Origin of the sequence: Pararhizobium sp. A13, from assembly GCF_040126305.1 — a bacterium.
Taxonomy (GTDB): Bacteria; Pseudomonadota; Alphaproteobacteria; order Rhizobiales; family Rhizobiaceae; genus Pararhizobium.
The window spans coordinates 4,063,794-4,087,516 of the sequence record NZ_CP149510.1; the positions used below are offsets into that span (position 1 = coordinate 4,063,794).

Annotated in this window: 21 protein-coding genes; 7 read left to right on the plus strand and 14 right to left on the minus strand. The window is 60.1% G+C overall.

Annotation, left to right across the window (positions count from 1 at the left end):
* Positions 1-10 precede the first annotated feature (10 nt).
* Both WI754_RS19870 and WI754_RS19875 read left to right on the plus strand, forming a co-directional pair.
* The gene (locus WI754_RS19870) at positions 11-691 is read left to right on the plus strand and encodes a redoxin domain-containing protein (RefSeq protein ID WP_349435154.1); all 681 of its coding nucleotides are present in this window, start codon (positions 11-13) and stop codon (positions 689-691) included.
* Positions 692-1,082: 391 nt separating this feature from the next.
* Positions 1,083-3,038 (plus strand): methyl-accepting chemotaxis protein, encoded by a 1,956-nt coding sequence (locus WI754_RS19875; RefSeq protein WP_349435155.1) that lies wholly within the window; start codon positions 1,083-1,085, stop codon positions 3,036-3,038.
* Between the two features lie 73 nt (positions 3,039-3,111).
* Here the strand turns inward: WI754_RS19875 and leuA are convergent, their stop codons facing one another.
* Positions 3,112-4,815, minus strand: a complete 1,704-nt coding sequence (gene leuA, locus WI754_RS19880) for a 2-isopropylmalate synthase (protein WP_349435156.1) — start codon at positions 4,813-4,815, stop codon at positions 3,112-3,114.
* 366 nt (positions 4,816-5,181) lie between these two features.
* Between leuA and WI754_RS19885 the strand changes: the two genes are divergently transcribed.
* On the plus strand, positions 5,182-5,457 hold the full coding sequence (locus WI754_RS19885; protein ID WP_349437886.1) for a type II toxin-antitoxin system prevent-host-death family antitoxin: 276 nt from the start codon (positions 5,182-5,184) through the stop codon (positions 5,455-5,457).
* 2 nt (positions 5,458-5,459) lie between these two features.
* Positions 5,460-5,849 carry a type II toxin-antitoxin system VapC family toxin gene (locus WI754_RS19890; RefSeq protein ID WP_349435157.1) on the plus strand — a complete coding sequence of 130 codons (390 nt, stop codon included), beginning with the start codon at positions 5,460-5,462 and terminating at the stop codon, positions 5,847-5,849.
* Between the two features lie 58 nt (positions 5,850-5,907).
* Here WI754_RS19890 and WI754_RS19895 read toward each other — a convergent pair whose 3' ends face one another.
* Positions 5,908-6,489: an ATP-dependent Clp protease proteolytic subunit gene (locus tag WI754_RS19895; protein ID WP_349435159.1), complete on the minus strand. Its 582-nt coding sequence runs from the start codon at positions 6,487-6,489 to the stop codon at positions 5,908-5,910.
* Positions 6,490-6,735: 246 nt separating this feature from the next.
* Between WI754_RS19895 and WI754_RS19900 the strand changes: the two genes are divergently transcribed.
* The gene (locus WI754_RS19900) at positions 6,736-7,314 is read left to right on the plus strand and encodes a HupE/UreJ family protein (protein ID WP_349435160.1); all 579 of its coding nucleotides are present in this window, start codon (positions 6,736-6,738) and stop codon (positions 7,312-7,314) included.
* Positions 7,315-7,364: 50 nt separating this feature from the next.
* On the opposite strand, the gene queF is transcribed toward WI754_RS19900, so the two are convergent.
* From queF to WI754_RS19930, 6 genes are all read right to left on the minus strand, one after another.
* A complete protein-coding gene (queF, locus tag WI754_RS19905; protein ID WP_349435161.1) occupies positions 7,365-7,829 on the minus strand; it encodes a preQ(1) synthase in 465 nt (154 codons plus the stop codon).
* Complete coding sequence (locus WI754_RS19910) at positions 7,826-8,746, minus strand: cation diffusion facilitator family transporter (protein ID WP_349435163.1); 921 nt, start codon at positions 8,744-8,746, stop codon at positions 7,826-7,828. Before WI754_RS19910 ends, queF begins: the two co-directional genes overlap by 4 nt.
* A gap of 177 nt (positions 8,747-8,923) precedes the next feature.
* Positions 8,924-11,113, minus strand: coding sequence for an anthranilate synthase (locus WI754_RS19915; RefSeq protein ID WP_349435164.1), 2,190 nt, complete (start codon positions 11,111-11,113; stop codon positions 8,924-8,926).
* 246 nt (positions 11,114-11,359) lie between these two features.
* Entirely contained in the window at positions 11,360-12,103 is a 744-nt protein-coding gene (locus tag WI754_RS19920) for an SDR family oxidoreductase (protein ID WP_349435166.1), read from the minus strand.
* Between the two features lie 80 nt (positions 12,104-12,183).
* Positions 12,184-12,618, minus strand: coding sequence for a MarR family winged helix-turn-helix transcriptional regulator (locus tag WI754_RS19925; RefSeq protein ID WP_349435168.1), 435 nt, complete (start codon positions 12,616-12,618; stop codon positions 12,184-12,186).
* 110 nt (positions 12,619-12,728) lie between these two features.
* Positions 12,729-14,945, minus strand: a complete 2,217-nt coding sequence (locus WI754_RS19930) for a TonB-dependent hemoglobin/transferrin/lactoferrin family receptor (protein WP_349435169.1) — start codon at positions 14,943-14,945, stop codon at positions 12,729-12,731.
* Between the two features lie 299 nt (positions 14,946-15,244).
* Here WI754_RS19930 and WI754_RS19935 point away from each other — a divergent pair, with 299 nt between their 5' ends.
* On the plus strand, positions 15,245-16,051 hold the full coding sequence (locus tag WI754_RS19935; RefSeq protein ID WP_349435171.1) for an extensin family protein: 807 nt from the start codon (positions 15,245-15,247) through the stop codon (positions 16,049-16,051).
* Between the two features lie 140 nt (positions 16,052-16,191).
* Positions 16,192-16,701 (plus strand): DUF1993 domain-containing protein, encoded by a 510-nt coding sequence (locus tag WI754_RS19940; protein ID WP_349435172.1) that lies wholly within the window; start codon positions 16,192-16,194, stop codon positions 16,699-16,701.
* A 71-nt stretch (positions 16,702-16,772) separates the two neighbouring features.
* Here WI754_RS19940 and WI754_RS19945 read toward each other — a convergent pair whose 3' ends face one another.
* The 6 genes from WI754_RS19945 to WI754_RS19970 form a co-directional block, all read right to left on the minus strand.
* Positions 16,773-18,452: a formate--tetrahydrofolate ligase gene (locus WI754_RS19945; RefSeq protein ID WP_349435174.1), complete on the minus strand. Its 1,680-nt coding sequence runs from the start codon at positions 18,450-18,452 to the stop codon at positions 16,773-16,775.
* A 181-nt stretch (positions 18,453-18,633) separates the two neighbouring features.
* Positions 18,634-19,761 carry a DUF2333 family protein gene (locus tag WI754_RS19950; protein ID WP_349435176.1) on the minus strand — a complete coding sequence of 376 codons (1,128 nt, stop codon included), beginning with the start codon at positions 19,759-19,761 and terminating at the stop codon, positions 18,634-18,636.
* Positions 19,754-21,052: a DUF6638 family protein gene (locus WI754_RS19955; RefSeq protein WP_349435177.1), complete on the minus strand. Its 1,299-nt coding sequence runs from the start codon at positions 21,050-21,052 to the stop codon at positions 19,754-19,756. Before WI754_RS19955 ends, WI754_RS19950 begins: the two co-directional genes overlap by 8 nt.
* Before the next feature lie 22 nt (positions 21,053-21,074).
* Entirely contained in the window at positions 21,075-21,491 is a 417-nt protein-coding gene (locus WI754_RS19960; protein WP_349435178.1) for a helix-turn-helix transcriptional regulator, read from the minus strand.
* Between the two features lies 1 nt (position 21,492).
* On the minus strand, positions 21,493-21,750 hold the full coding sequence (locus WI754_RS19965; protein ID WP_349435180.1) for a type II toxin-antitoxin system RelE/ParE family toxin: 258 nt from the start codon (positions 21,748-21,750) through the stop codon (positions 21,493-21,495).
* 61 nt (positions 21,751-21,811) lie between these two features.
* Positions 21,812-23,722 carry an AAA family ATPase gene (locus tag WI754_RS19970; RefSeq protein ID WP_349435182.1) on the minus strand — a complete coding sequence of 637 codons (1,911 nt, stop codon included), beginning with the start codon at positions 23,720-23,722 and terminating at the stop codon, positions 21,812-21,814.
* Position 23,723: the final 1 nt, after the last annotated feature.

Sequence of the window (23,723 nt, forward strand, 5' to 3'; positions counted from 1 at the left end):
GAAATCAGCAATGGACCACCACCATAGCCAAAGCCCGTTGAAACCCGGCGACCGCGCACCGAATGTGGTGCTTGACGCAATCACTCACGGCGGCAAGATCGCCATCGACGACTTTCGTGGCCGCAGACCGGTCCTTGTCGGATTGTTTCGCGGCCTGCACTGCGCGTTCTGCCGCCGCCAGATCGCGGCGATGGCGGAACTCGAGACGCCCCTGCGCGACCAAGGCATCGACAGCCTGACAGTCGTCAACACACCGACCGAGCGCGCACGGCTCTATTTCCGCTACCATCCGATACCCAATCTGCTCGCCGCGTCCGATCCCGAACGGGTGTCGCATCGCGCCTTCGGCCTGCCCAATCTCGAATTCACCGAGGACGAGAACAAATGGCCGTACAAGGTCGGCATGGGCACGATGATGAGCATGCGCGTCGATCTCCCCGGCGAACTGCCCGAGCCGATGGACCCGATGGCCGCGTCCGAATTTCTCGACAAGCTGGACGGATACGAAGTCACAGATGAAGACCGTCAGATGAAGGCCGACGGATACGGCCAGCTGACAGGGGAGTTCCTTCTCGACAGGGACGGCATCGTCCGCTGGTGCTTCACCGAAGTCCCCGACGAGGGGCGCTACCTGTTCACAAGCCCCAGCCGGCAGGAACTGATGTCCGCCGCAGCTCAGCTTGCCGCATAGAGCGGAAGCCCCAGGGCACGATTCCCCAAACCGGAACAGATTTGGGGAATCGCTTGAAAGTTCACTTTCACGCGATCAAGACACGCGGATGGCGCAACCCGCATTTGTGCTCACAGTGGATCGGCGCTATCAGCACAGAAACAAGCCAAAAAGCGTGTATTTCACAAAATTTCTCGCCATGGTTTTAACGCTTTATTAAAACAATTTATTAACCACAAATCGCTAATGTACCGGTTCAGCAAGACAACTGGACACACAGCGCCGATTTTTGGCCTGCTGCCATGAAGGCACGCCCGACCCCCGGCCAGCTCCGGATGTCTTCGACATTCTCATCCCATTTGAAAACGTCGCTGGTGCTCATTTCGTGACCCCGGCCAGCAGAGGACTCAAAATGAAATCCGCACTGCGTTTTGGTATCGGCATGCGCCTTGGCATCGGCTTCGGCTTTCTCGTTCTGCTGATGCTTATTCTCACCCAGCAATCCGTTTCCAAGGTCAACGCGATCAACAGCGATCTCGCCGAGGTCAATGACGTCAACAGCGTCAAGCAGCGTTTCGCCATCAATTTCCGCGGCAGCGTCCATGATCGCGCCATCGCCATCCGCGACGTGACGCTGGTCGAGACGGCCGAGGAGCGCCACACGGCCGTTGCGTTGATTGCCAAGCTTGCCGACGCCTATGCCGTCAATGAAGCGAAGATGAAGGATATGATCGCCGCCGGCGCGTCCGATCAGGAAAAGACCATCCTTGCAGAAATCGCCGACATCCAGTCGAAGACCAACCCGCTCGTCGCGGACATTATTGCGCTGGAAGACAAGGGCGACAAGGCTGCCGCCAAAAAGATCCTGCTGGAGCAGGCGCGCCCGCTCTTCGTTTCATGGCTGGGTGCCATCAACAAGTTCATCGACTACCAGGAAGCACTCAACAAGTCCGTCGGCAGCGACGTCCGCACGACGGCGAGCGGCTTCGAAATGCTGGCGCTCGGTTCGCTGGCCGGGGCGGTGATTCTTGCAATCATCGCCGCCTACGTCGCCAGCCGGTCGATCACTGGGCCGATGGCCAAGCTGCAGGCGGCGCTTCGCCAGATGGCTGAAGGCAAGCTGGACAGCGATCAGGCACTCGATGCCCGCCGCGACGAGATCGGTGATCTGGCCCGTGCAGTCGGCGCCGTCCGCGATGCCGTCGGCGCGCAGGCAGCACGTCAGGCGGAAAGCGATGCGGAACGGACCGCCGCCGAGCGCGCCCAGATGGAACAGGCGGCCCGCCAGCGCGATGCCGAAGCAGCCCAGACGAACCATGCTGTTGCCCAGCTCGGTCAGGCGCTGGAAGAGATGGCGAACGGCAATCTCGAATTCCGCCTTACCCAATCCTTCGGTTCGGCGCTGGACGAACTGCGTGTCAACTTCAACAACTCGGTTGAAAAACTGCATGCGGCCCTGAAGGCGATCGGCGGCAACGCCTTCTCCATCGACGCCGGTGCCCGCGAAATCAGCGGTGCCGCCAACGATCTGGCCCGCCGTACGGAACAGCAGGCTGCGTCGATCGAACAGACCGCTGCGGCGCTCGACGAAATCTCCACCACCGTCAATGATTCGACCAAGCGGGCCGAAGAAGCCGGCATGCTGGTTGCGAAGACCCGCGAAAATGCCGAGCGCTCCGGCGAAGTCGTCAAGCGCGCCGTTGCGGCAATGGGCCAGATCGAAGGTTCGTCGAACGAGATCAACAACATCATCAGCGTGATCGACGACATCGCCTTCCAGACCAACCTGCTGGCGCTGAACGCCGGTGTCGAAGCCGCGCGTGCTGGCGAGGCGGGCAAGGGTTTTGCCGTCGTTGCCCAGGAAGTGCGCGAACTTGCCCAGCGCTCGGCGAACGCCGCCAAGGAGATCAAACAACTGATCAACAATTCCGGCGAGCAGGTCCGCTCCGGCGTCACCCTGGTCGGCGAGACCGGCAAGGCGCTGACTGAGATCGTTGCGGAGGTTCAGGAGATCAACCGCCACGTCAACTCGATCGTCGAATCCGCCAAGGAACAGGCCGTGGCGCTTAAGGAGATCAACGCCGCCGTCAACACCATGGATCATTCGACGCAGCAGAACGCGGCAATGGTCGAGGAAACCTCAGCGGCAAGCCAGAAGCTCGCAGCCGAAGCAGGCTCCTTGTCCGCCCAGCTTGCGAAGTTCCGCTTCGAAGGCGGCAGCGGCAGGCATGTGCAGACTGCCGGACCGTCATCGGCTCCGCGACCGTCGCCGGCCGGTGCGATGATCCGCAAGGTGGCTTCAGCCTTCGGTGGCAGCCGCGCTGCCGTCGCAGCCGCCCAGCCGGCTGACGACTGGCAGGAATTCTGATAGCCGGATCGGCACGCAAAAAGGGCCGCATCCCGTGAGGGTGCGGCCCTTTTTCATGCGAGGACTGCGATCCTCAAACGACCTCCAGCACCCGGTTCGCGGCGGAAACAATGGCCTCGAGAGAGGCCGCCACGATGTTGGTATTGATGCCGACGCCAAAGAGTTTGCCGCCCGGATACTCCACTTCGACATAGGCGATTGCCGCCGCGTTCGAGCCGTGTTGCAGCGAATGCTCGGAATAATCGGCAACCGACATTTCGACACCGAGATAGATCGACAGGGCATTGATGAAACCGTCGATCGGGCCTGTCCCCTTGCCTTCGATCCGCTTCGTTTCGCCCTTGTCGGTGATTTCAGCCGCCACCACGCGCACGCCCTTGTGCTCGCCCATCGGATAGGTGTGGTGGTCGACGAAGCGGATGCGAGCATTCGGCTGATCGACGTAACGCTCGATGAAGCGCGCGTGGATCGCCTTCGACGGCAATTCCTTGCCGTGTTCGTCGGTGATGCGCTGGATATCCTCGCGGAATTCGACCTGCAGATTGCGCGGCAGGTTGATGCCGTAGTCCTCTTGCAGGATATAGGCGATGCCGCCCTTGCCAGACTGCGAATTGATGCGGATGATCGCCTCATAGGAGCGGCCGACGTCCTGGGGATCGATCGGCAGATACGGCACTTCCCACAGCGGTTTGTTGGCAACCTTGATCGCCTTCATGCCCTTGTTGATCGCATCCTGATGCGAGCCGGAGAAGGCGGTGTAGACCAGTTCGCCAACGTAAGGGTGGCGCTCGGGAATGACCATCTGGTTGGAATATTCGTAGACGTCCTTGATCCGCTCGATATCCGAGCAATCCAACTGCGGGTCGATCCCTTGCGTGAACATGTTCAGCCCCAGCGTCACCAAGTCGACATTGCCGGTGCGCTCACCATTGCCGAACAGCGTACCTTCGACGCGGTCGGCGCCGGCCATCAGGCCGAGTTCGGTGGCGGCGATGCCGGTGCCACGGTCATTGTGCGGGTGCAGGGAGATGATCAGGTTCTCGCGGTTGTCGAGATTGCGGCACATCCATTCGATCTGGTCGGCATAGATGTTCGGTGTCGCCATTTCGACGGTCGAGGGCAGATTGAGGATCAGCTTGTTCTCCGCCGTCGGCTGGATGATCTCCGTCACTGCGTTGCAGATTTCCAGTGCGACTTCCAGCTCGGTGCCGGTGAAGCTTTCCGGCGAATATTCGAAGCGGAAACCGCCGCCCGCCTTGGCGGCCATGTCGGTGATCATCTTGGCGGCATCGGTGGCGATCTGCTTGATGCCCTTGACGTCCTTGCCGAACACCACGCGGCGCTGCAATTCACTGGTGGAATTGTAGAAATGGACGATCGGCTTGGTGGCGCCCTGCAGCGCCTCAAAGGTACGCGTGATCAGTTCGGGCCGGCACTGGACCAGCACCTGCAGCGACACGTCGGCTGGAACATTGCCTTCCTCGACACACCAGCGGGCGAAGTCGAAATCCGTCTGCGAGGCGGAGGGGAAACCGATCTCGATTTCCTTGAAGCCCATGTCGAGCAAGAGCTGGAACATCCGGGCCTTGCGGTCGTGGCCCATCGGATCGACCAGCGACTGGTTGCCGTCGCGCAGGTCGACTGAACACCAGATCGGCGCCTTGGTGATGGTCTTGCCCGGCCAGGTCCGGTCGGGAATGTTGATCTGCGGATAGGCCTGATATTTGACGGCAGCCTCGGGCATGCCCTGCTTGACGGTGTGGGATTTCATGATCATTGCGGCTTCTCTTCATGTCTGAGGCGCATTTCCCGCATGCAATAACCGATCGTGGGTCGCAATGCGATGGAAAATGCCGGCTCTTCGGGTTCTTTTCGTCTGCTATTCAGGGAAGGCAAGGAGCTGGGGCCGGTGGGCTTTCGGCCACCGGGCGCTCCTTCAAAGAACCCGGCAACCGCGCGTAAGGCCGAGAAGAAGAAGCGAGGCGCGCGAACGGTCCGCAATGGCGATGTGCCCGCGGGAAACCTGTTCGATGATTTGTGCGCCTGTGTTCGACATGAAGCGGTGTATAACCGGAGACGAGCGGAAGGGCAAGCGCAGATCGCCTTCATTGAAAATGTGGCCACTTGCAGCTACATTATCCCCATGACCCAGGTATCGATCCGCGAAGCCAAGAACAAGCTGACCGAACTCGCCCGCCGCGTCGAGGCCGGTGAGACGATCACGGTGACCCGCAACGGCAAGCCGGTGATGGAGCTTGTGCCAGTAAGGAAGAAGGGCGGGATCAACTGGGAGGGTCTAGCGGCCTACAAGAAGGAACGCGGGATCACGAATTTCTTCGGTGAAATTCCGGCGGATTTCGACGATCCGTTGCCCGAGGACTTCTTGATTACGCCGCTGCCGCCTTTCCCGGAGAAATAATCATGTCCCATCTGTTGGACACACATATCTTTATCGCGCTGATCGAAGATCGCTTTAAAGAGCTCCCCTTCGTCGTCCGACAAGAGGTTGAGGCGTCAGGCCATCAGCTTTACCTGAGTGTTGCCAGCCTTTGGGAAATTGCCATCAAATGGCGGATCGGCAAGCTGCCGCTGAAATCCACACTTGAGGGACTGCCCGATGCAGCAAAGCGCGCCGGCATAACCCTTTTGCTGATCAACGAACGCCACGCCCTTGCCCATGTCGAGCCCGAGCCGCCGACGCGCGATCCCTTCGACCGGCTTCTGCTCGCCCAGTGCGCAGTGGAAGATATGAAGCTCGTCACCATTGATTCCGCGCTCGCCGGTCACCCGCTCTCCGCGACGGCAAGCTGACAAACAAAAAACCCCGCCGGAAAACCAGCGGGGGTCGAAAGACTGTAAGTCGAAAAGCTCAGATATCGGCCTGCGACGTGATGATCCGCGAAACGAGGCCGTACGACTTGGCTTCCTCGCCAGACAGCCAGTAGTCGCGGTCGGTGTCCTTGGCGATCTTTTCAATCGGCTGGCCGGTAGCTTCCGAGAAGATCCTGTTCAGGCGCTCGTTCATCTTGAGGATCTCGCGGGCCTGGATCTCGATGTCGGACGCCATGCCGCGCGTACCACCGGACGGTTGGTGCAACAGAAAGCGTGTGTTCGGCAGGCAAAGGCGCCGCTCCTTCGGAGCCGCGACGTAGATCAGCGCACCGGCGGAGGCGACCCAGCCCGTACCGATCATCCAGACCTTCGGCTTGATGAACTTGATCATGTCGTGGATCGAATCACCGGATTCGACGTGTCCGCCAGGCGAGTTCACGTAGATACGGATATCCTCGTCACTGGCGGCGGCAAGCGCCACGAGTTGCGAGCAGACCTTCTGCGCCAGTTCCTGATTGATCGGGCCATAGATGAAAATCGAGCGCGACTTGAACAGATTCGCCTCGGTTTCTTTGCCCAAAGGCAGTTCCGTCTTCTTGTCGTCTTCGTCTTCGTTCATCCGCTGTCTCCCGCGAAATAAAATCAATTGTCCTGCCGCAGTCAGATAAGGCGACTCGACTGCGAAAACAATGCAACAAAAGCGGATGGGTATGAAAGCGCAATCAGCAGCGCATAGTATGGTAAAGACAAGAGGTAAGGCAAATGCCGTATGGACAGGAGAGCATTGCGACATAAGATGCCGGTGTCACGAATTCGCATCCGGCGGGACTGCCTCCCACACTCCCGCCCTCCAGTGGGGACCTCCATGAAAAGACGCCTTCTTCTTGCCGCATTGGCCTTCGCCGCTTCGACTGCTCCCGCCTTCGCCCATCTCGATCCGGCCGAGCACGGTTCGCTGATGGCAGGGTTCACCCATCCGCTTTCGGGCCTCGACCATATCCTGGTGATGATCGCCGTCGGCCTCTGGGCGGCGCAGATCGGCGGACGCGCGCTCTGGGCTATTCCAACCGCGTTCGTCGGCACGATGGCCTTCGGCTTTGCTCTGGTCATGACGGGCACTCAGCTGCCCCTGGTCGAGCCGGCAATCCTTGCTTCCGTTGTCGCGCTCGGCCTGCTGGTCGCCATGGCCGTGCGTTTGCGGACGGCTGCCTGCGCCGCCATTGTCGGCGTCTTCGCGCTTTTCCACGGCTACGCCCATGGCGGCGAGTTGGGTGCGGCGGGCGCCCTGCCCTTCAGTACCGGCTTCGTCATCGCGACGGCGCTTCTGCATGTGGCCGGCATCGGCCTTGGTCTCGGCATCAGCCGCTTGTCTTCCGGCGGAATCTTTTCCCGGCTCCTTGGCGGCCTGACCGCGTTTGCCGGCCTTGCGCTGATCTTCAACTGATCGCCGGCCTTCAAAAAGAAACGGCGGGCCAAAAGCCCGCCGTTTTCATTTCAGCCGCGACCGCGATAGGTCGGCACGCCCTGATCTGGCAACCAGACGCCTTCCGGCGGCGCACCCGTCTGCCAGAAAACATCGATCGGAATGCCGCCGCGCGGATACCAGTAAGCCCCGATCCTCAGCCACTTCGGATCGAGCAGTTCCACGATGCGCTTGGCGATATAGATCGAACAATCCTCGTGAAAGGCGCCGTGGTTGCGGAACGCGTGCAGGAAAAGTTTCAGCGATTTCGATTCCACCAGCCAATCGCCCGGCAGATAGTCGATGACGATATGAGCGAAATCCGGCTGCCCGGTCATCGGGCAAAGCGACGTGAATTCCGGCGCGGTGAAACGCACGACGAAGCCCATGCCGGCATTGCCGTTCGGCACACGCTCCAGTACGGCGTCTTCCGGGCTTTGCGGCGCAGCCACGTTCTGTCCGAGCTGCGAGAGGCCGGATACATCGGTTTTTGTCATTTTTTCATTCCTTCAACAACCTTGACCCTGATCCCGTGGGCCTTTTCGCCTTCCGGCTCGACATGGATGGTGATCTTCGCACCCCGATTGACCTCACGGATCGAGTCTTCCAGGCGATCGCAGATGTCGTGCGCGTCGCCGACGGGCATCGTGGCCGGAACCACCATGTGAAATTCGACGAAGATCGCCGGCCCGGCTTGCCGGGTCTTCAGATCATGCACCCCGAGCGAACCGGCCGCATGGGTCGCGATCGCCTGCTTGATGGCGGCCTCTTCTTCCTCGGATACCGCCCTGTCCATCAGCCCGTCGATCGAGCGCGCGATCACCTTCCAGCCCTGATAAAGAATGTTGCAGGCGACGACGACGGCAAGCAGCGGGTCAAGCACCGCATAGCCGCTGACGATGGCCAGCACAAGGCCGACCAGCACGCCCGCCGAGGTCACGACGTCGGACATGATATGATGTCCGTCCGCAGACAAGGCGGGAGAGCGGTAGGCTCTTCCGGCGCGGATCAGCGCATAGGCCCATATAGCATTGATGATGCCGGCCAACAAATTGATCGCCAGACCGAGCGCGGGCGTTTCCGGCAGCCTTGGCGACAGAATGGCCGGTATGGCTTCAGAAACGATCAACAGGGCGGCGACAACGATCAACACGCCCTCGATGACCGCCGAGAAATATTCGGCCTTGTGGTGACCAAAGGGATGACTGGCATCGGCAGGTTTGGCCGCATAGCCGATCACGACGAAAGCAACGATGGCGGCCACCACGTTGACGATCGATTCCAGCCCGTCGGACAGCAACGCCACCGAGCCGGTCAGCCACCAGGCGAGCATCTTCAGCCCCAGCACGGCAACCGCGATCGGGATACCCCAGAACGCCAGGCGCTGCGCCGCCGACACCTCCTGCCTCACCATTGCCTTCTCCTTGCACATGCAAACGAATTGCAAAAACCAGTTCTCTAGAACGCCGAAACCGCTGAAGCGGCGAGGAGCGCTTCAGCGGTTTCGGATAGCGTGCGTATGGTTCAAAGCGACCGACTTGTCAAAGCCTCGTTGGCAGAACAACGCATGGCGGCTCAAACACTGCAGTGGCTACGCAGCCTTGATCTTAGCTCGCTTGGCAAGATGCGCCACCACATTCTCGATCATCCGCATGCCGGCATCGCCACCGAGCGTCATGATCGATTCCGGGTGGAACTGCACGGCGGCGATCGGCTCCTTCATGTGCTCGATGCCCATGATCGTGCCGTCATCGCTCTCGGCCGTGATCATGAACTCGCGCGGCAGCGTCGAGGGATCGGCGAAGATCGAGTGGTAGCGGCCGACCGTCACTTCCTTGCCAAGGCCAGAGAAGACGATGCCGGGCTCGAGCACGCGGATGCGCGACGGCTTGCCGTGCATCGGGATGGCGAGTTGGCGCAGATCGCCGCCATAGGCTTCCGCCAGCGCCTGCAGGCCGAGGCAGACACCGAAGATCGGCAGGTCACGGGCACGCGCCTTCTTGATCGTCGCCTTGCAGTCGAAATCCTTCGGCATGCCGGGACCGGGCGACAGAACGACGAGATCCGGCTTCACCCTGTCGAAAATTTCCTCGGCGACCGGGGTGCGGACGGTCGTGACCGTCGCGCCGGTCTGGCGGAAATAGTTTGCCAGCGTGTGGACGAAACTGTCCTCGTGATCGACGAGCAGGATGTTGACACCGGTACCGACGGCGGCGACGTCGCGGCCCGCACCGCGGGTGTTGGCGGATTTTGCATCGCGGATCGCTGCGATCATGGCGGAGGCCTTCAGTTCGGTTTCGGCTTCTTCTTCTTCCGGATTGCTGTCGTTGAGCAAGGTGGCACCCGCGCGCACCTCGGCAATGCCGTCCTTGATGCGGATGGTGCGCAGCGTCAGACCGGTATTCATGTCGCCGTTGAAGCCAACCATGCCGATGGCCCCGCCATACCATGCGCGCGGGCTCTTTTCATGGGCTTCGATGAAGCGCATGGCCCACAGCTTCGGAGCACCGGTGACGGTAACGGCCCAGGCGTGGCTGAGGAAACCGTCGAAAGCATCCATGTCGTCGCGCAGACGGCCTTCGATGTGGTCGACCGTATGGATCAGGCGCGAATACATCTCGATCTGGCGGCGGCCGATGACCTTGACGGAACCGGGCACGCAAACTCTGGACTTGTCGTTGCGGTCGACGTCCGAGCACATGGTCAGCTCGGACTCGTCCTTCTTGGAATTGAGCAGCTTGAGGATCTGTTCCGAGTCGGCGATCGGGTCGTCGCCGCGCTTGATCGTGCCGGAAATCGGGCAGGTCTCGATGCGGCGACCGGACACACGCACGAACATTTCCGGCGAGGCACCGACCAGATATTCCTGATTGCCGAGATTGATGAAGAAGGAATAGGGCGACGGGTTGATCGCCTTCAGGCGGTTGGAGATTTCCGAAGGCTTGCTCTCGCAGCGCTCGAAGAACTTCTGGCCCGGCACGACTTCGAAGAGATCGCCGCGGCGGAAGCTTTCCTTCGCTTTGACGACAAGCTCGGCATATTCGCCCGGACGGTGATCCCCATGTGGCGGGATGCTGTCGATGGTTTGGAACGGCTCCGGCGCGATATCGCCGGCCTTTCCTTCCGTCGTCTTGCCGTCCTTGGCGAAATCATAGCGGTCGATCCAGGCCTTGGCGGCATAGTGATCGACGACGAGGATTTCGTCGGGCAGGAACAGCACCATGTCGCGCTGGTCGTCGGGGCGCTTCAGCTTCAGCTCGATCGCGTCGAACTGGAAGGCGAGATCGTAGCCGAAGGCGCCATAGAGCCCAAGGCTCGAATCTTCCTGTGAATAGAACAGGCCCGTGACGGCGCGCAGCACAGTGAACACCGTCGGGATCTTCGAGCGCTCTTCTTCGGTAAAGACCCGGTCCGGCGTGTTGATCGTCAGATCGAGACGCCGGCTCGTGGAGGCTCCAAGCGTGATGTCGGCGATCCCGGCGAGATGCTTGGAAATCATCGACAGCAACGCTTCGCCACGCTCGTTGTAGGCTTCGACCCAGAGCGAACGGCCGAACGAGGAGATCGCGAGCGGCGGATCGATGATCGCCGTGTCCCAGCGGGTATAGCGACCCGGATATTCATAGTTGGAGGAAAACACGGCTCCCCGGCGTTCGTCGAGCCGGTCGACATAGCTCGCGATCGCCTCGCCATAGGGCGCCTCGCGCCGCCGGCGGGTGACGGAAATGCCGCCCTTGGTGGTATAGGCTTCCGCACCGTCTTCAAGAATTGTCGTCGCCATTTTTCGCTCCGTTCAGGCCCGTCATTCCTGCGGCCCGAATACAAAAAAGCCGCCTCGAAACTTCCGGGCGGCTTATCGTCTCAATCACGCATGACTGGTCAAGGCCGCTTCAGCGAGCCCACCACCAGATCGAAAGGATGCGTGCCTGTGTCATGGCGAAATTGTTAGCGTGAGACGAAAGATTGCGCAAGCCGGCACCGGCGGAAAAATCAGTGGGCATTTTCTGCCGAATGCCGTTTTCCCGGATCAGGCAGGTAGTCTGGTCGACATCTGTGCCTGGACGCTCTTTGGGTCAGCGGCGAAGGCTGTCGCAACATTGCGGGTCAGTTCGCCCGGGAAAACCTCCTCCACCCCCGTTTCGACCGCGTCGAGCGTATCGCTGACAACTTCCAACGGCTGCAAACGTGGCTCCGGCAGGCTGCGGCCCATATCCGTCTCCACCTGCACTGGCATCGAGGCAACGACATCCGTTCCCTGCCCCTGAAGCTCAGCGCGGATCGAGCGCGTGGCCGCAAGTCCGGCAGCCTTCGAGGCCGAGTAAGTGCCGGCCGCTGGCAGCGTCACCAGCGAGAGGAAGGAAAGCACGTTGACGATGCTGCTCTGCCCGACCTTCGCCAGGATCGGTGCAAAGGCTTTCGACAGCGCCAGTATCCCGAAGTAGTTGACCTCCATTTCCTGCCGGGCGATCGACGTGTCGGGAGCGGAGATGGCACCCTGCCCGCCGGCAAAGCCGGCATTGTTGATCAACAGTGTGACATCTGTCGCGACCTTCGCAGCTTCTTCGATATCCGCTGCATTGGTGACGTCGAGTTTGAGCGCGACGAGACGTCCGGGATCGAGCGAAACGAGATCGGCAAGCGAACCCGGATCGCGGGCGCCGAGATAGACTTTCTTTGCACCCCGACGCAGGAGTTCGGACACGAACGCGCGGCCGATACCGCGATTGGCACCGGTCACGAGGGCAACGGCATTTTCGATTTTCTGCGGCATGAGTATATTTCCTTTTGCATGTGTGCGTATGCACTATTTAGATGATCAAAAAAACCGGAGATTTCCGGCTTTTTCATTCCTCAGACTGTGGCGCCCGCCGGAATGGCAAGGAGCATGCGGCGCAGTTCATCCGCACGCTCGGCTCCAACCAGTTCCACATATTCCGCCTGTGCGGCATGCCAGCATTCCACGCCTTCTGTCAGTTTCTTCTCACCTTGAGCCGACAGCATAAGCAGCAGCTTGCGCGATCCTTTGCCTTCGGGCTCGCTCACCACATAGCCATCGCGCTCCAGCGGCTTCAGCGCACGCACCAGTGTGGTGCGGTCCATGACCATTGTTTCGGCCATCTCCGACATGCCGGTCCTCCCCGCGTCCGCGATAAAGGCAAGCAACGAAAACTGCGTCGCCGTGATCCCCGCTTTGGCATAGTGCCGCTCAAAAAGCTGCGAGACGAAGCGCGCAGCCTGACGGATGGCGAAGCAGTTGCAGGCTGTGACGGACGACTGGCTTTTCATGAAGCACATCTATATGTGCATATGCACTTTGTCAATGGAAACTTCAGTCGTCAATAAAAAGGGAGCGACCTTCGCGGGCCGCTCTTCGATTGCGTACACCCGGCCAGCGCTTAGAAGCGTTGCGTCAAGGAGACCTTGAAGGTGCGTCCGGGCTCGGAATAGTACGCCATGCCGGGCGAGGCCGCGCTGAGAGTGACGTCGCGCACGCTGATGGCGTCGTAATATTCCTGGTCGAAAATATTATACACCCCTGCCCGCACCGCGAGGCCTTCGACCTGCTCCGGTCTCCACCAGCCGGTCAGATCGACAATGCCATATCCAGGCGCCTTGAGGGTGGCGTCCGAGTTATTGGACACTGCTTTTGCCGCAATGAAAGTCACATCGGCGCCCCAGGTTTCTGCGGCATAACCTGCCCCGAGAACACCCTTCAGCGGCGCAACGGAACCGAGCTTCACGTTCGTTTCGAGATCCTCGCCGTTGGCATAGGTGAGCGAGCCGCTGATGTGGAAGCCGGAAGCGAAAGACTTGTGGGCCGCAAGCTCGACACCGTAGATACGCACCCGATCGCGATTGATATACTGGGTAACGCCGAGCGGATAGGTGGCCGGATCCTGGACCGCCGCCGCCTCCACATCAATGAAGTTGCGGTAGCGGTTATAAAAACCGGTGATGCGCCCGCCGAAATTCTCGTCGCCGAGATTGGCGCCGATTTCGAACCCGTTGCTGGTTTCCGGCTTCAGATCGGGATTGCCGAGCCGCAGATAGGTGCCGGGACCGCCGTAATCGAGGTAGAGCTCGTTTGCCGTCGGCGAGCGGAAACCCACCGCCCACTGGGCGAAAAACTCGACATCCGTCGCTGCTTCGTATTTGGCAAGGAGCTTCGGCGAAACGGCGTCGCCGCTCTGGCCGGGAGGCAGGCCATTGTAATTTGGATTGGCAGTGTAGGCGGCCGTTTCCTGGGGCGACTGGTCGTACCAGTCGTAGCGCAGGCCGGGTGTCAGCGAGAAAGCGCTGTCGCCGATAGCGACCTCGTCTTCGAGATAGATGCCAAATTTCCGGCTGTCGACATCCGGCATGTCCGCCTGGTTGGTGTGCAGGAAATCGCAGGCCGGAACGGGGCTGGTATCGCAGCTGTCGTCGCCGGAGGAATATTGCGTCGTCTGGCCGACGGAGAAATCGCCGCCGAGCCGGACCATGTGATACAGCCCGCCGGTGTCGAACGCCTTTTCCATATAGCCGGCGCCGCCAACCGCACGGTTTTCCACCTCGCTGTTGCGCCAATAGTCGCCGACGACCGAAGTGGAGCGATAGCCCGATTTGCCGCTGTCGCGCGTCAGGTCCTGCCAATAGAAGACGGCGTTGGCCGCATCGATCAGCGCGTCGTCGTCCACGGCCTCGAATTCGTAGTTCAGCGAAACGCGGTCGCGCTTGATGTCCTCGTTGCCGTCCAGGTCGCCCGGCCGATAGTTGCCGAAGGTGCTTTGTTCGGTTCTGAGATCGATATCCTTGTCGCGATCGAAGCGCTCGCCGGTCAGGGTGAAGGTGTGGCCGGTATCGGTATATTGCTTGACCTTCACCAGCACGTTCTTCTGGTCGAAATCGGCGGGATTGGGCTCCGTGCGGCCGGGGCCGTAGATGTCGGATGTGCCGGCATTGTCCGTTTCATGGCCCTTCTTGTAGCCGCCCTGGAACAGAACCGCGATATTGCCGTAGCGGGCTGCGGCGGCGGCCGACGCTCCCCAGCTCCTGTCTTCGCTGTCATAGGTAAATTTGAAAATGCCACCCCAGGTGTTGCCCTCGCCGATCAGATCCTCCGGCTGCAGCGTGCGAAGCACGACGGCACCGCCGAGAGCGCCATCGCCGGCCCGGCTCGAATCCGCGCCGCGGACGATATCGGCTGCCGAAAGCGTGTCGAAATCGAAGCTGTCGATGCCGCCATCGGCATCGCGGGCGCCGTCATCGAGATAGGGAATGACGATGCCGTCGATCGTCGTCTGGACGCGCGCGCCGTCCAGACCGCGAATATTGACGCTGCCATTGGCCCGATTGAAGCCGACGCCCGGCTGCAGCGTGCGGCCGAGGTCTTCGAACGAGGAAACCTGGTTGTCCTGAATTTCCTCGGCCGTCGTTTCCGTCGCCAGCGGGGTGTCGGCAACACCAGTCACCTCGCCGCCCTTGACCGACAGTTTTTTCAGCACGGTCGCGCCTTCTTCCGCTTCAGCAGTGGACGCCGCGGCGTCCTGCGCCTGGGAAATATGGGGAGGCAAAGTGACGGAGAAAAACGCCGCACACGCCAACAGGGCCGCACGGCTATGCCGGGTATTCATGGACCAATCCTTTGATAAATTCACCGGGCTGGCTGTTGAGACACTCGGCTCAAAGGGCTGGCTAGGTATGCGCAACGAGGCGTCGGGGCAGCCGAAAGCTGCCTTCTGTCTTCATCGGTTAAAAAACATGACTCTTAGTGTCAACAATTAAATGCCATACTTTTGTCAAACTCCTGCCTCGCCATCGAAGGGCGTGCTGGATTGGCAACGAACCAGCGTCCTGCGGCTGCAATGCAACCATTCCCGCCCGAATGCGTTGTGACCGTGCCCCTGCCACCCGGCAGGACCGGAGTTCGTTCATGCACCTTCGAATCATCGCTTGCCTCCTGTCGGTCATCTTTCTTTCAAGCGCCAGCCTCCCCAAAACAGGTCCCCTCCCCGAGAAAAAGCCGGAAACAACTGAGACGACAAAGCCGGCTGAGAAGAAAATCGAAAAAGACGTGCCGGCACCGAGCAAGGACGAGACACCTCTTCCCACGCTGGAGGAGCCTCTGGACGAGAAACCCGAGGCCAAGCCTGAGCCGGTGCTGACGATCGAGCCGGAAGACGGCAAGGAATACGCCGCTTGTCTAACAGCGCTGAAACAGATCGGCGCCACCTTCAAGGAGGAGACGCGGATCGACGACGGCAAGGGCTGCGGCATCGACAAGCCGCTGACGCTCGAAACGGTTCTTCCGGGCGTGGCGCTGAAACCGGAAGGCAAGATGCGCTGCGAAACGGCGCTCGAACTCGCCCGCTGGACGAAGGAGGCGGTTCTGCCGGCAGCCAAGGTGGCACTCGAAAACGAAGGTCCGCTGACGGCAATCAACCAGGCATCAAGCTATGTCTGCCGGTTGCGTAACAACGGGACGACCGGGAAAATCTCCGAACACGCCCGCGGCAACGCAGTCGACATCGCCTCCTTCACCTTCAAGAGCGGCAAATCGGTCGAAATCCAGCCGCGCGACGAAGATTCGACCCTGATCGGCGCCTTCCAGCGGGCGGTGACGGCAGCAGGCTGCCTTTACTTCAAAACCGTGCTCGACCCGGGCAGCGACGAGGCCCACGAAAACCATCTGCATTTCGATGTGCTCGAGCGCAAGAACGGCTATCGCTATTGCCGGTAATGTCCATCCCTCTCGCAGCCGCGTGGATATAGTTGCGAGGCGCAGGCCTCTACCATCTTGCCCGCAGCGAGATCGAACCCCATCTGCTGAGAGCGTTGGCCTTGAACCCGGGCCGGCCCCTCATCGCAAAGGATTTTTCCATGTCCGTTTCCATGTATAAAATCTCGGTTCCCGTCTTCATCCGCGGGCTGAACGTCCTTGCCGGACTTCTCGACAAGGCCGAGGCCCATGCGGCCGAAAAGAAGTTGCCGCTGGTTGATCTGTTCAACGCCCGTCTCGCGCCGGACATGTTGCCCCTGTCCGGCCAGATCCAGCGCGTCAGCGACACGTCGAAGAACGCCATAGGACGCTTGACCGGTGTTCCCGCGCCAAGTTTTCCTGACGAGGAAAAGACATTTTCCGAACTCCGCGAACGCATCGCCAAGACGATCGCCTTTCTCGAAACCGTCAAGCCGTCCGATCTGGAGAAGAGCGAAGACAGGGAGGTGACGATCAGCTTCGGCAAGCTGAAGTTCACCTTCACCGGTGACGATTACCTTCTGAAATTCGCCCTGCCGAACTTCTTCTTCCACGTGACCACGACCCACGACATCCTGCGCAACCAGGGCGTAGCCGTCGGCAAGGTCGATTACCTCGGGCCTTACAGCTGAGGCTTTCAATCAATTTCCGAAAGGCCGGTAATCAAAAAGATCCCGTATGCCCTCTACGGGGTCTTTTGCGTTTAAAACAACCCCTCGATAAACCCCGCCTCGCTGAGGAAAATCTTCTCCGATGATGGCGTTCGCGGCAGGCCCGGCATGGTCATGATCTCGCCGGTGATGACCACAATGAAGCCGGCGCCGGCGGAGAGCCGTACCTCGCGGACGGGAACTGTGTGGCCCGTCGGCGCGCCCCGCAGGTTCGGATCGGTCGAAAACGAATACTGCGTTTTCGCCATGCAGATCGGCAGATGGCCGTAGCCCTGATCTTCCCAAGCGCGCAGTTGATCGCGCACGGTCTTGTCGGCGATCACTTCGCCGGCGTGGTAAATATCCTTGGCGATGGTCTCGATCTTGTGGAACAGCGACATGTCGTCGGGATAGAGCGGCGAAAACTGCGAGCGGCCGTTTTCCGCCAAGGCCACGACCTTGCGGGCCAGATCCTCGATGCCGGCTGAGCCCTCAGCCCAATGCTTGCACAGGATCGCCTCGGCGCCGAGCGTCGCGACGAAATTCTTGATCGCCTGTATCTCGGCCTCCGTATCCAGCGTGAAATGATTGATCGCAACGACGACCGGCACACCGAATTTCTTGACGTTCTGGACGTGGCGGCCCAGATTGGCGCAGCCTTTCCGGACAGCTTCGACATTTTCCTGGCCAAGGTTGTCCTTCTTCACCCCGCCGTTCATCTTCATCGCTCGGGCGGTCGCGACGATGACCGCGACATCCGGTTTGAGACCCGCTTTGCGGCATTTGATGTCAAAGAATTTTTCCGCCCCGAGATCGGCGCCGAAACCGGCTTCGGTAACGACATAGTCAGCGAGCTTCAGCGCCGTCGTCGTCGCCACCACGGAGTTGCAACCATGGGCGATATTGGCAAACGGGCCGCCATGCACAAAGGCCGGGTTGTTTTCCAGCGTCTGCACGAGATTGGGCTGCATCGCATCCTTGAGCAACACGGCCATGGCGCCGTCGGCCTTGATATCGCGGGCAAAGACCGGCGTCTTGTCGCGCCGGTACGCGATGATGATGTTGCCGAGGCGCGTTTGCAGGTCCTTGAGATCAGTGGCCAGGCACAGGATCGCCATGACTTCCGATGCGACGGTGATGTCGAAGCCGGTCTCGCGCGGATAGCCGTTGGCGACACCGCCGAGCGAGCCGACGATGTGGCGCAAGGCGCGATCGTTCATGTCCATGACGCGCCGCCAGGCAATGCGGCGGACGTCGATGTTCTGCTCGTTGCCCCAATAGATGTGATTGTCGATCAGCGCCGATAGGAGGTTATGCGCCGAGGTGATGGCATGGAAATCGCCGGTGAAATGGAGATTGATGTCCTCCATCGGCACCACCTGCGCATAACCGCCGCCGGCAGCCCCGCCCTTGACGCCGAAACAGGGGCCGAGCGACGCCTCGCGGATGCAGACAATCGCTTGTCTGCCGATCCGGTTCAGACCATCGCCGAGACCCACCGTTGTCGTCGTCTTGCCTTCACCGGCAGGCGTCGGATTGATCGCGGTAACGAGGATCAGCCGGCCGTCCTTCTTGCCTTTCTGCTGGGCGATAAAATCGGCGCTGATCTTTGCCTTGTCATGACCGTAGGGAAGCAGATGTTCCGGCGGTATTCCCAGTCCGCCGCCAATCTCCAGGATCGGCTTTTTGTTGGCTGCGCGGGCTATTTCGATATCGGATTTTACCTCGGCCATATGGTGTCTCTCCCCTTCCACCTTTTTTGGTCTGGGAGCATATGAGCGTGAACTGAAGGCGCTTGCCATCGTTTATTTGCCTTCGAACCCGCCGAAAGCAAAAAATCAGCGCAATTTTTGACGAAAACAAACAAAAAGACGGAACAACAGCGTCCTTCCGTCTCTATTCGATGAAAACGGCTTATCGCGCCAGAATATCGCGCATTTCAACGAGGTTGGAGCGGACGCGCAGGACATAGAAGCCGAGCGTTGCCAGATGGGTCGGCATGATCCAGCCATCTTCCTTGCCGTTCGAGATGATCAACGGCTGGATGCGCAGCGACGCACGCAGCTGCTTGATACTCTCTGCCCAGATCGGCGCCAGGCCACGCTGGGTGATGATCCCGTCGAAATCGGCGCCAGCCGCCGTCAGGACGCCGTAATAGCCATAGAGCTGCCCATAGGCGAACCAGAAACGGTCATCGGCCCGTGTATCGAACCAACCGCCGTTAAAATTTTCCGAGCGCTCGCGCAGCATCGCCGAGGTGCTGCCGATCGAGCTTGCGATCCGGTCCATGAATTCCAGGAAATTGTCCGCGCGAGCATCGAAAGTCGCGGAGCATTTGGCGAGTTCGTCGTTGAAGGTCCGAAGATCATTCATCGCCGCGCGATACTGCGACGGCGTCGGCGTCAGCGGGCCGAACGGCGACAGGCCGAAATACCAGTTGCTTTCCTCGTATTGCATCTTGCTGCGTACACTTTGCAGCAGCGGATTGATGCCGGACGTGCCGCGCATGCGAACAAGGGAATCGACAAGTTCGACCGTCGTGCGGCGCACCGCCTCGTTGACACCGCGCTGGAAGGACGCCTTGTTGTCGAACCACGGGGTGTGGTCCCAATCCATGCCGAACAGGCCGGCCTTGTAGAGGATCATCGACGAAATCCAGGCATTCTGATTGACATTGTAGTCGATCAGATCGGCGGTTACGTCGACGATGGCCGAACGCTCGCAGGTATTGGCGGGCGCCGTCTGGCCCGCGGCAACCTTAACCGGAAGACCGGCATCGTTCTTGCGCTCGGCAAAATTGTACGTGTTGACATAGTCAGGATTGAAATTCGTCCAGGCCTGCGTCTGCCAGATGAAATAGCCATAGAGCCCGATAAGCACCAGAAGGCCGATGCCGATCGGCCCCTTGATGATCCAGCTGCGGCCCCGGTACCAATTGCCGACGGCAATGAAGGGGAAGAGGATCCAGGCTATCACCAGGCCAATGCCGCGGCCGATCGCGGAAAACACACGCTGGAAAAACGCGACGATCGGATCAAGCATTACTGTCCTCCTTGAGCCCGTAAAGACGTTTACGGAACGCTACTTTGTCCTTGAGATATGTGCCGGTCAGCGTCGCCACAACATATTCCCTGAACTTTTCGCTGTAATGTTCATAGGCCGCATAAAACCCCTGCTTGTCGAAGACGAAGCGGGAGACGAAATCGCTCGGGTTCAACTGTGCGATCAGCCGGTTGGTGAGCCACTGGTCCGGGTGCTCGGGGGCGGCACGAACAAGCAGGAAGCGGTTTTCAGGCGCGACCTCCTGCATCTTGATGGTGCCTGACGCGGAAACCGTGCGGATCATAGTCTGCAGGAACGGATAGGCCCCATCCGACGATACCAGCGCCGAGTTGCGGTGCATCCAGGTCTGCAGCCAGATCGCGTCGATAGTGTTGAGGTCGGTTGTCGGATCAGCCTGGTTGACCAGCCCGCGCAGGATCATGTCCGCCCTGTGCTGATAGAGACCGGAACTCTCGACCCAGGAGGCCTGCGGCAGCTGCAGCCGGTTGGTCGACGCCAGGAATTCGTAGATGCGCTGGTGGTCCGAGAGACTGATATAACCGACCTGCCAGGGCCGCGAGCGGCGGAAACCCGGAACGGCCGGATCGCAGATGACCGTCGTCGTCTTCTCATCGAGAAAGACATAGACACCGCCGAAATGATTGGCCCAGAAGGCGTCGTGGCGAAACACGAGTTGGTCCGGCACGAGCGCATTCTCACGGATATCGCCGGTGACCTTCGCAAGCTCGACCATCCGGTTCAACATCACATCGTCGGCCCAGGCCGTCGGCACCGTCTTCAGTTGATCAACCAAGCTCCTCAGTTCGGCCGCCTTGCCCAGCATGTCCTCGGCTGACAGCACGCGAAAGTGCACTTCGTTGATCGACAGCAGGTCGTCGATATCGTTGACGGTCGAAACGGAATCCTCGATCTCGCCGTAGAGCGCATCCTTGATCGTCACTGCATTGATCGCGCGCGCATTGGCGGCGAAAAACTCGTGCATCAGCGCCGCCGTATTGGAAAAGCTCGTATGGACGACCGGAAGCTCCTCCTGCGCCGGCGTCATGATGATGAAGCGGCGGTTGACCCGATTCGGATCGAGATAATCGCGATCGCCAAGTTCATCGGCGATCTCTGGTGAAAACCCGGTCATGTCGATCTGGAAGGATGGAAGTGCCGTCGGGCGCAGGCCGAAGCCCTGCAGCGCCTTGTTGTAGCGCGCAATCAGATGCGGCTCGGAGATTTCGAGCAGGCGCCCATAGATGAGTTCGGCTTCAAGGAGGCGTTTCATGCGGCCAGCCGTTCAGTCAAAATCATGGATGGCCGGCCGGGTTGCCAGTTTCGTTCCGAACAAGATCATCCAGGTCGAGACGAAGCGCTGTCGCGATACTTTTGAAAACAGACAAACTTCCGTCCTTCTTGCCGGTTTCCAGCTCTGAAAGATACGCGGCGCTGATGCCGGACATCTCCGCGAGTTTTTTCGCCGACAGACCTCGGTGCTCGCGCCAGACCCTGATGGGATTTTCGCCATCGATTAACCGGCTGACAATCTCTAACGGGATCAATTCCTCCTCACCGCGCGCAAGCTTTTCACGAAAATCGCGAACCGTTTCCGCGTCTGCAAGGTCTTCTGCCAACTCGGCCTGCCTCACAAGATCCTCATAGTCCTGCTTGCTTAACAACACCAGCTCTTCGCCATTTGGCGTTTTGAAGGATACAGCCGAGTTCATGCTACATACCTCTATAAACGTCCCCGCGTGGGGCGATTTTCACAACATCGATAACAACACCTGCCTCGCTGAAAATCACGGGCCAATCGCCGACCCTCAATCGCAGATAGTCTGAGCCTTGCAGCCTCTTCACATTGTTCGCCATTGATGCCGGATCGACCGAATATTGTTGCAGTTTGTTCGTTATCCGCTTGGCATCCGCTTGCGGCATGCGATGCAACGCCGTCGCCGCCTGTTTGCTCAGAACAATTTTCTTCATGAAAACTACGGCCTTTTAAACCCGACAGCAAGGAAAATTAGCTCTCAGCAAATTCCCATCCTCACCACCGGCCATCCTTCCGCATCGCCTCGATCCGCGCGATCGCCTTCTCGCGCTGGCGTTCGCGGCGGATGATGTCGGCCACGGCGGCGTCGTCGGATTTGTCAGTGTAGCGGAATTCCGAGTCGGCGTAGCGGTTGATTTCCTGCATGACCATGGGAAGCGTGATCGGCCCGCGCAGTTCCTCGATCATTGCCTTTTTCTCGTCGTAGCCCTTGTGCATGAAGGCTCCCGGCGCGGCGAACCAGTCGTCGGGCAATTCCACATCCATCGCCCGCATCTTGATCGCATCGGTAATGTTCTTGATCGCCCGACCGGTGAAGCGCGGTTCGGCTTGCTTGATCATGTGCAGATACGAGCCGACATCGGCGAGCGTCTCGATCTTGCCTTCCTCTTTCTCGAACCGCTCCCAGACGGCAAGCAGGCCGTCCTCCTTCGGACGGGAATGCGCCTCGTAGGATTGCGCAACAGCCTTTTTGATTTCCTGTCCGGCGAACAGCTGGTGCTCTCCAAGCGGTATCTGGTGGTTCTTGCCGACCAAAAGCGCAAAAATGTCGATGTAATCGCCTTCCGACTGCGGCCCGTCGACCAGCCAGCGCGCGCCGGCGCGCTGGCGCAACGCATCGTCGACATTTTCCGGATAGTTGGAGAACATGCCGAACGTGCAATTGCCGCGGATCACCGTCGAAGCGCCGGCGAAACTTTCCATCAGAACCGCCGTCACCTCATGCTGGCCGGCCGACGCCCGGTCGTCTGAGCGTTTGGCCGCAACCTGATCGACGTCGTCGATGGTGCCGAAGCCGATGGCGCGCGGATTGACGACGTTGTTGACGAATTCCTTGCAGTTCTGGCCCGATTTGCCCTGATAGGAGGAAATCTGATCGACGCCGAAGTTCTCGTAGTGGAAGGCGTAGCCGGCGATCTCGCAGTAGTCGTTGAGCAAACCGGCAAGCATCTGGATCAGGATCGTCTTGCCCGTACCGGGCATGCCGTCGCCGATGAAGGTGAAGAGGAAGCCGCCGAGCTCGACGAAGGGGTTCATCTGCCGGTCGAAATCATAGGCCATCAGCATCTTGGCGAGCTTCAGCGCCTGGTACTTGGCGATATGGTTGCCGATGATCTCTTCCGGCTTCTTGAAGGTCATCACCAGCGGCTTGCGCTTGGCGCCGGGCGCGACGTCGAAGCCGTTCAGGGTGAAATCGTCCTGATCGAGCCGGATATGAACGTTTTCGAAGCTTGAAAGCCCGGTGAATCGCGCCTTGCGGCCGATCAATCCCTCTATCGCGACCCTGGCAAAGGCCCGGGCCCGACTCGTCAGCGCCGCATCGTCCGGCGCCCCGGCGATCGTCTTATCGAGGGCCGAGACCAGGCTTTTCAATGCGTCCTGCGGCGTATCGAACAGGAAATCAGGCTCGGCGCCATCCTCCACCGGCTCCCCTTCCCCGGCCAAAGTCGCACCGAGATAGGCGGCGAAGGTGAACGCGGCGACATAGGCGGATGCCGACAAAAGCGCCTTGAACTGGGCAGCATCGTCGCCAGACAGAGGTGCTGCGGCGTTGCGGGACTGCAGGCCTTCGAGATTGGTCTGGCGGGCAAAGACATCGGCAACCGCCAGAGCCACCTGCAGGCCGCGCCGCGAGCGATAGAGCAGTGCGTGCTGACCGGGAGACATCAGCGGATCACTTGTGCGAACCGACTGGATGGTCTTGGTCAGTTCCACCTCGCGGGTGCGGCGCTGGCCGCCGGTCGAGACGGTGGAGACGAAGCGGCGCCCGGTTCCCGCAAGCGCGGTCCTGGAGGCAGGATCGTCAGCTTCCAGGATGATGACCTTCGTCACCAGCCCCTGGGCCACCGCCTGATGCTTGGCGATGTCGTCCTCATGCAGTGTCGTCAAGCCCGCGTTCAGTGACATG

Coding starts and splice junctions, on each gene's coding strand:
- WI754_RS19885 (WP_349437886.1), top strand. CDS start 5,182: ATGACCCAGGTATCGATCCGCGAAGCCAAGAACAAGCTGACCGAACTC.
- leuA (WP_349435156.1), bottom strand. CDS start 4,815: ATGATCATGAAATCCCACACCGTCAAGCAGGGCATGCCCGAGGCTGCC.
- WI754_RS19940 (WP_349435172.1), top strand. CDS start 16,192: ATGTCCGTTTCCATGTATAAAATCTCGGTTCCCGTCTTCATCCGCGGG.
- WI754_RS19930 (WP_349435169.1), bottom strand. CDS start 14,945: ATGAATACCCGGCATAGCCGTGCGGCCCTGTTGGCGTGTGCGGCGTTT.
- WI754_RS19925 (WP_349435168.1), bottom strand. CDS start 12,618: ATGAAAAGCCAGTCGTCCGTCACAGCCTGCAACTGCTTCGCCATCCGT.
- WI754_RS19920 (WP_349435166.1), bottom strand. CDS start 12,103: ATGCCGCAGAAAATCGAAAATGCCGTTGCCCTCGTGACCGGTGCCAAT.
- queF (WP_349435161.1), bottom strand. CDS start 7,829: ATGACAAAAACCGATGTATCCGGCCTCTCGCAGCTCGGACAGAACGTG.
- WI754_RS19950 (WP_349435176.1), bottom strand. CDS start 19,761: ATGCTTGATCCGATCGTCGCGTTTTTCCAGCGTGTGTTTTCCGCGATC.
- WI754_RS19895 (WP_349435159.1), bottom strand. CDS start 6,489: ATGAACGAAGACGAAGACGACAAGAAGACGGAACTGCCTTTGGGCAAA.
- WI754_RS19965 (WP_349435180.1), bottom strand. CDS start 21,750: ATGAAGAAAATTGTTCTGAGCAAACAGGCGGCGACGGCGTTGCATCGC.
- WI754_RS19970 (WP_349435182.1), bottom strand. CDS start 23,722: ATGTCACTGAACGCGGGCTTGACGACACTGCATGAGGACGACATCGCC.
- WI754_RS19910 (WP_349435163.1), bottom strand. CDS start 8,746: ATGGTGAGGCAGGAGGTGTCGGCGGCGCAGCGCCTGGCGTTCTGGGGT.
- WI754_RS19960 (WP_349435178.1), bottom strand. CDS start 21,491: ATGAACTCGGCTGTATCCTTCAAAACGCCAAATGGCGAAGAGCTGGTG.
- WI754_RS19875 (WP_349435155.1), top strand. CDS start 1,083: ATGAAATCCGCACTGCGTTTTGGTATCGGCATGCGCCTTGGCATCGGC.
- WI754_RS19870 (WP_349435154.1), top strand. CDS start 11: ATGGACCACCACCATAGCCAAAGCCCGTTGAAACCCGGCGACCGCGCA.
- WI754_RS19915 (WP_349435164.1), bottom strand. CDS start 11,113: ATGGCGACGACAATTCTTGAAGACGGTGCGGAAGCCTATACCACCAAG.
- WI754_RS19900 (WP_349435160.1), top strand. CDS start 6,736: ATGAAAAGACGCCTTCTTCTTGCCGCATTGGCCTTCGCCGCTTCGACT.
- WI754_RS19945 (WP_349435174.1), bottom strand. CDS start 18,452: ATGGCCGAGGTAAAATCCGATATCGAAATAGCCCGCGCAGCCAACAAA.
- WI754_RS19935 (WP_349435171.1), top strand. CDS start 15,245: ATGCACCTTCGAATCATCGCTTGCCTCCTGTCGGTCATCTTTCTTTCA.
- WI754_RS19890 (WP_349435157.1), top strand. CDS start 5,460: ATGTCCCATCTGTTGGACACACATATCTTTATCGCGCTGATCGAAGAT.
- WI754_RS19955 (WP_349435177.1), bottom strand. CDS start 21,052: ATGAAACGCCTCCTTGAAGCCGAACTCATCTATGGGCGCCTGCTCGAA.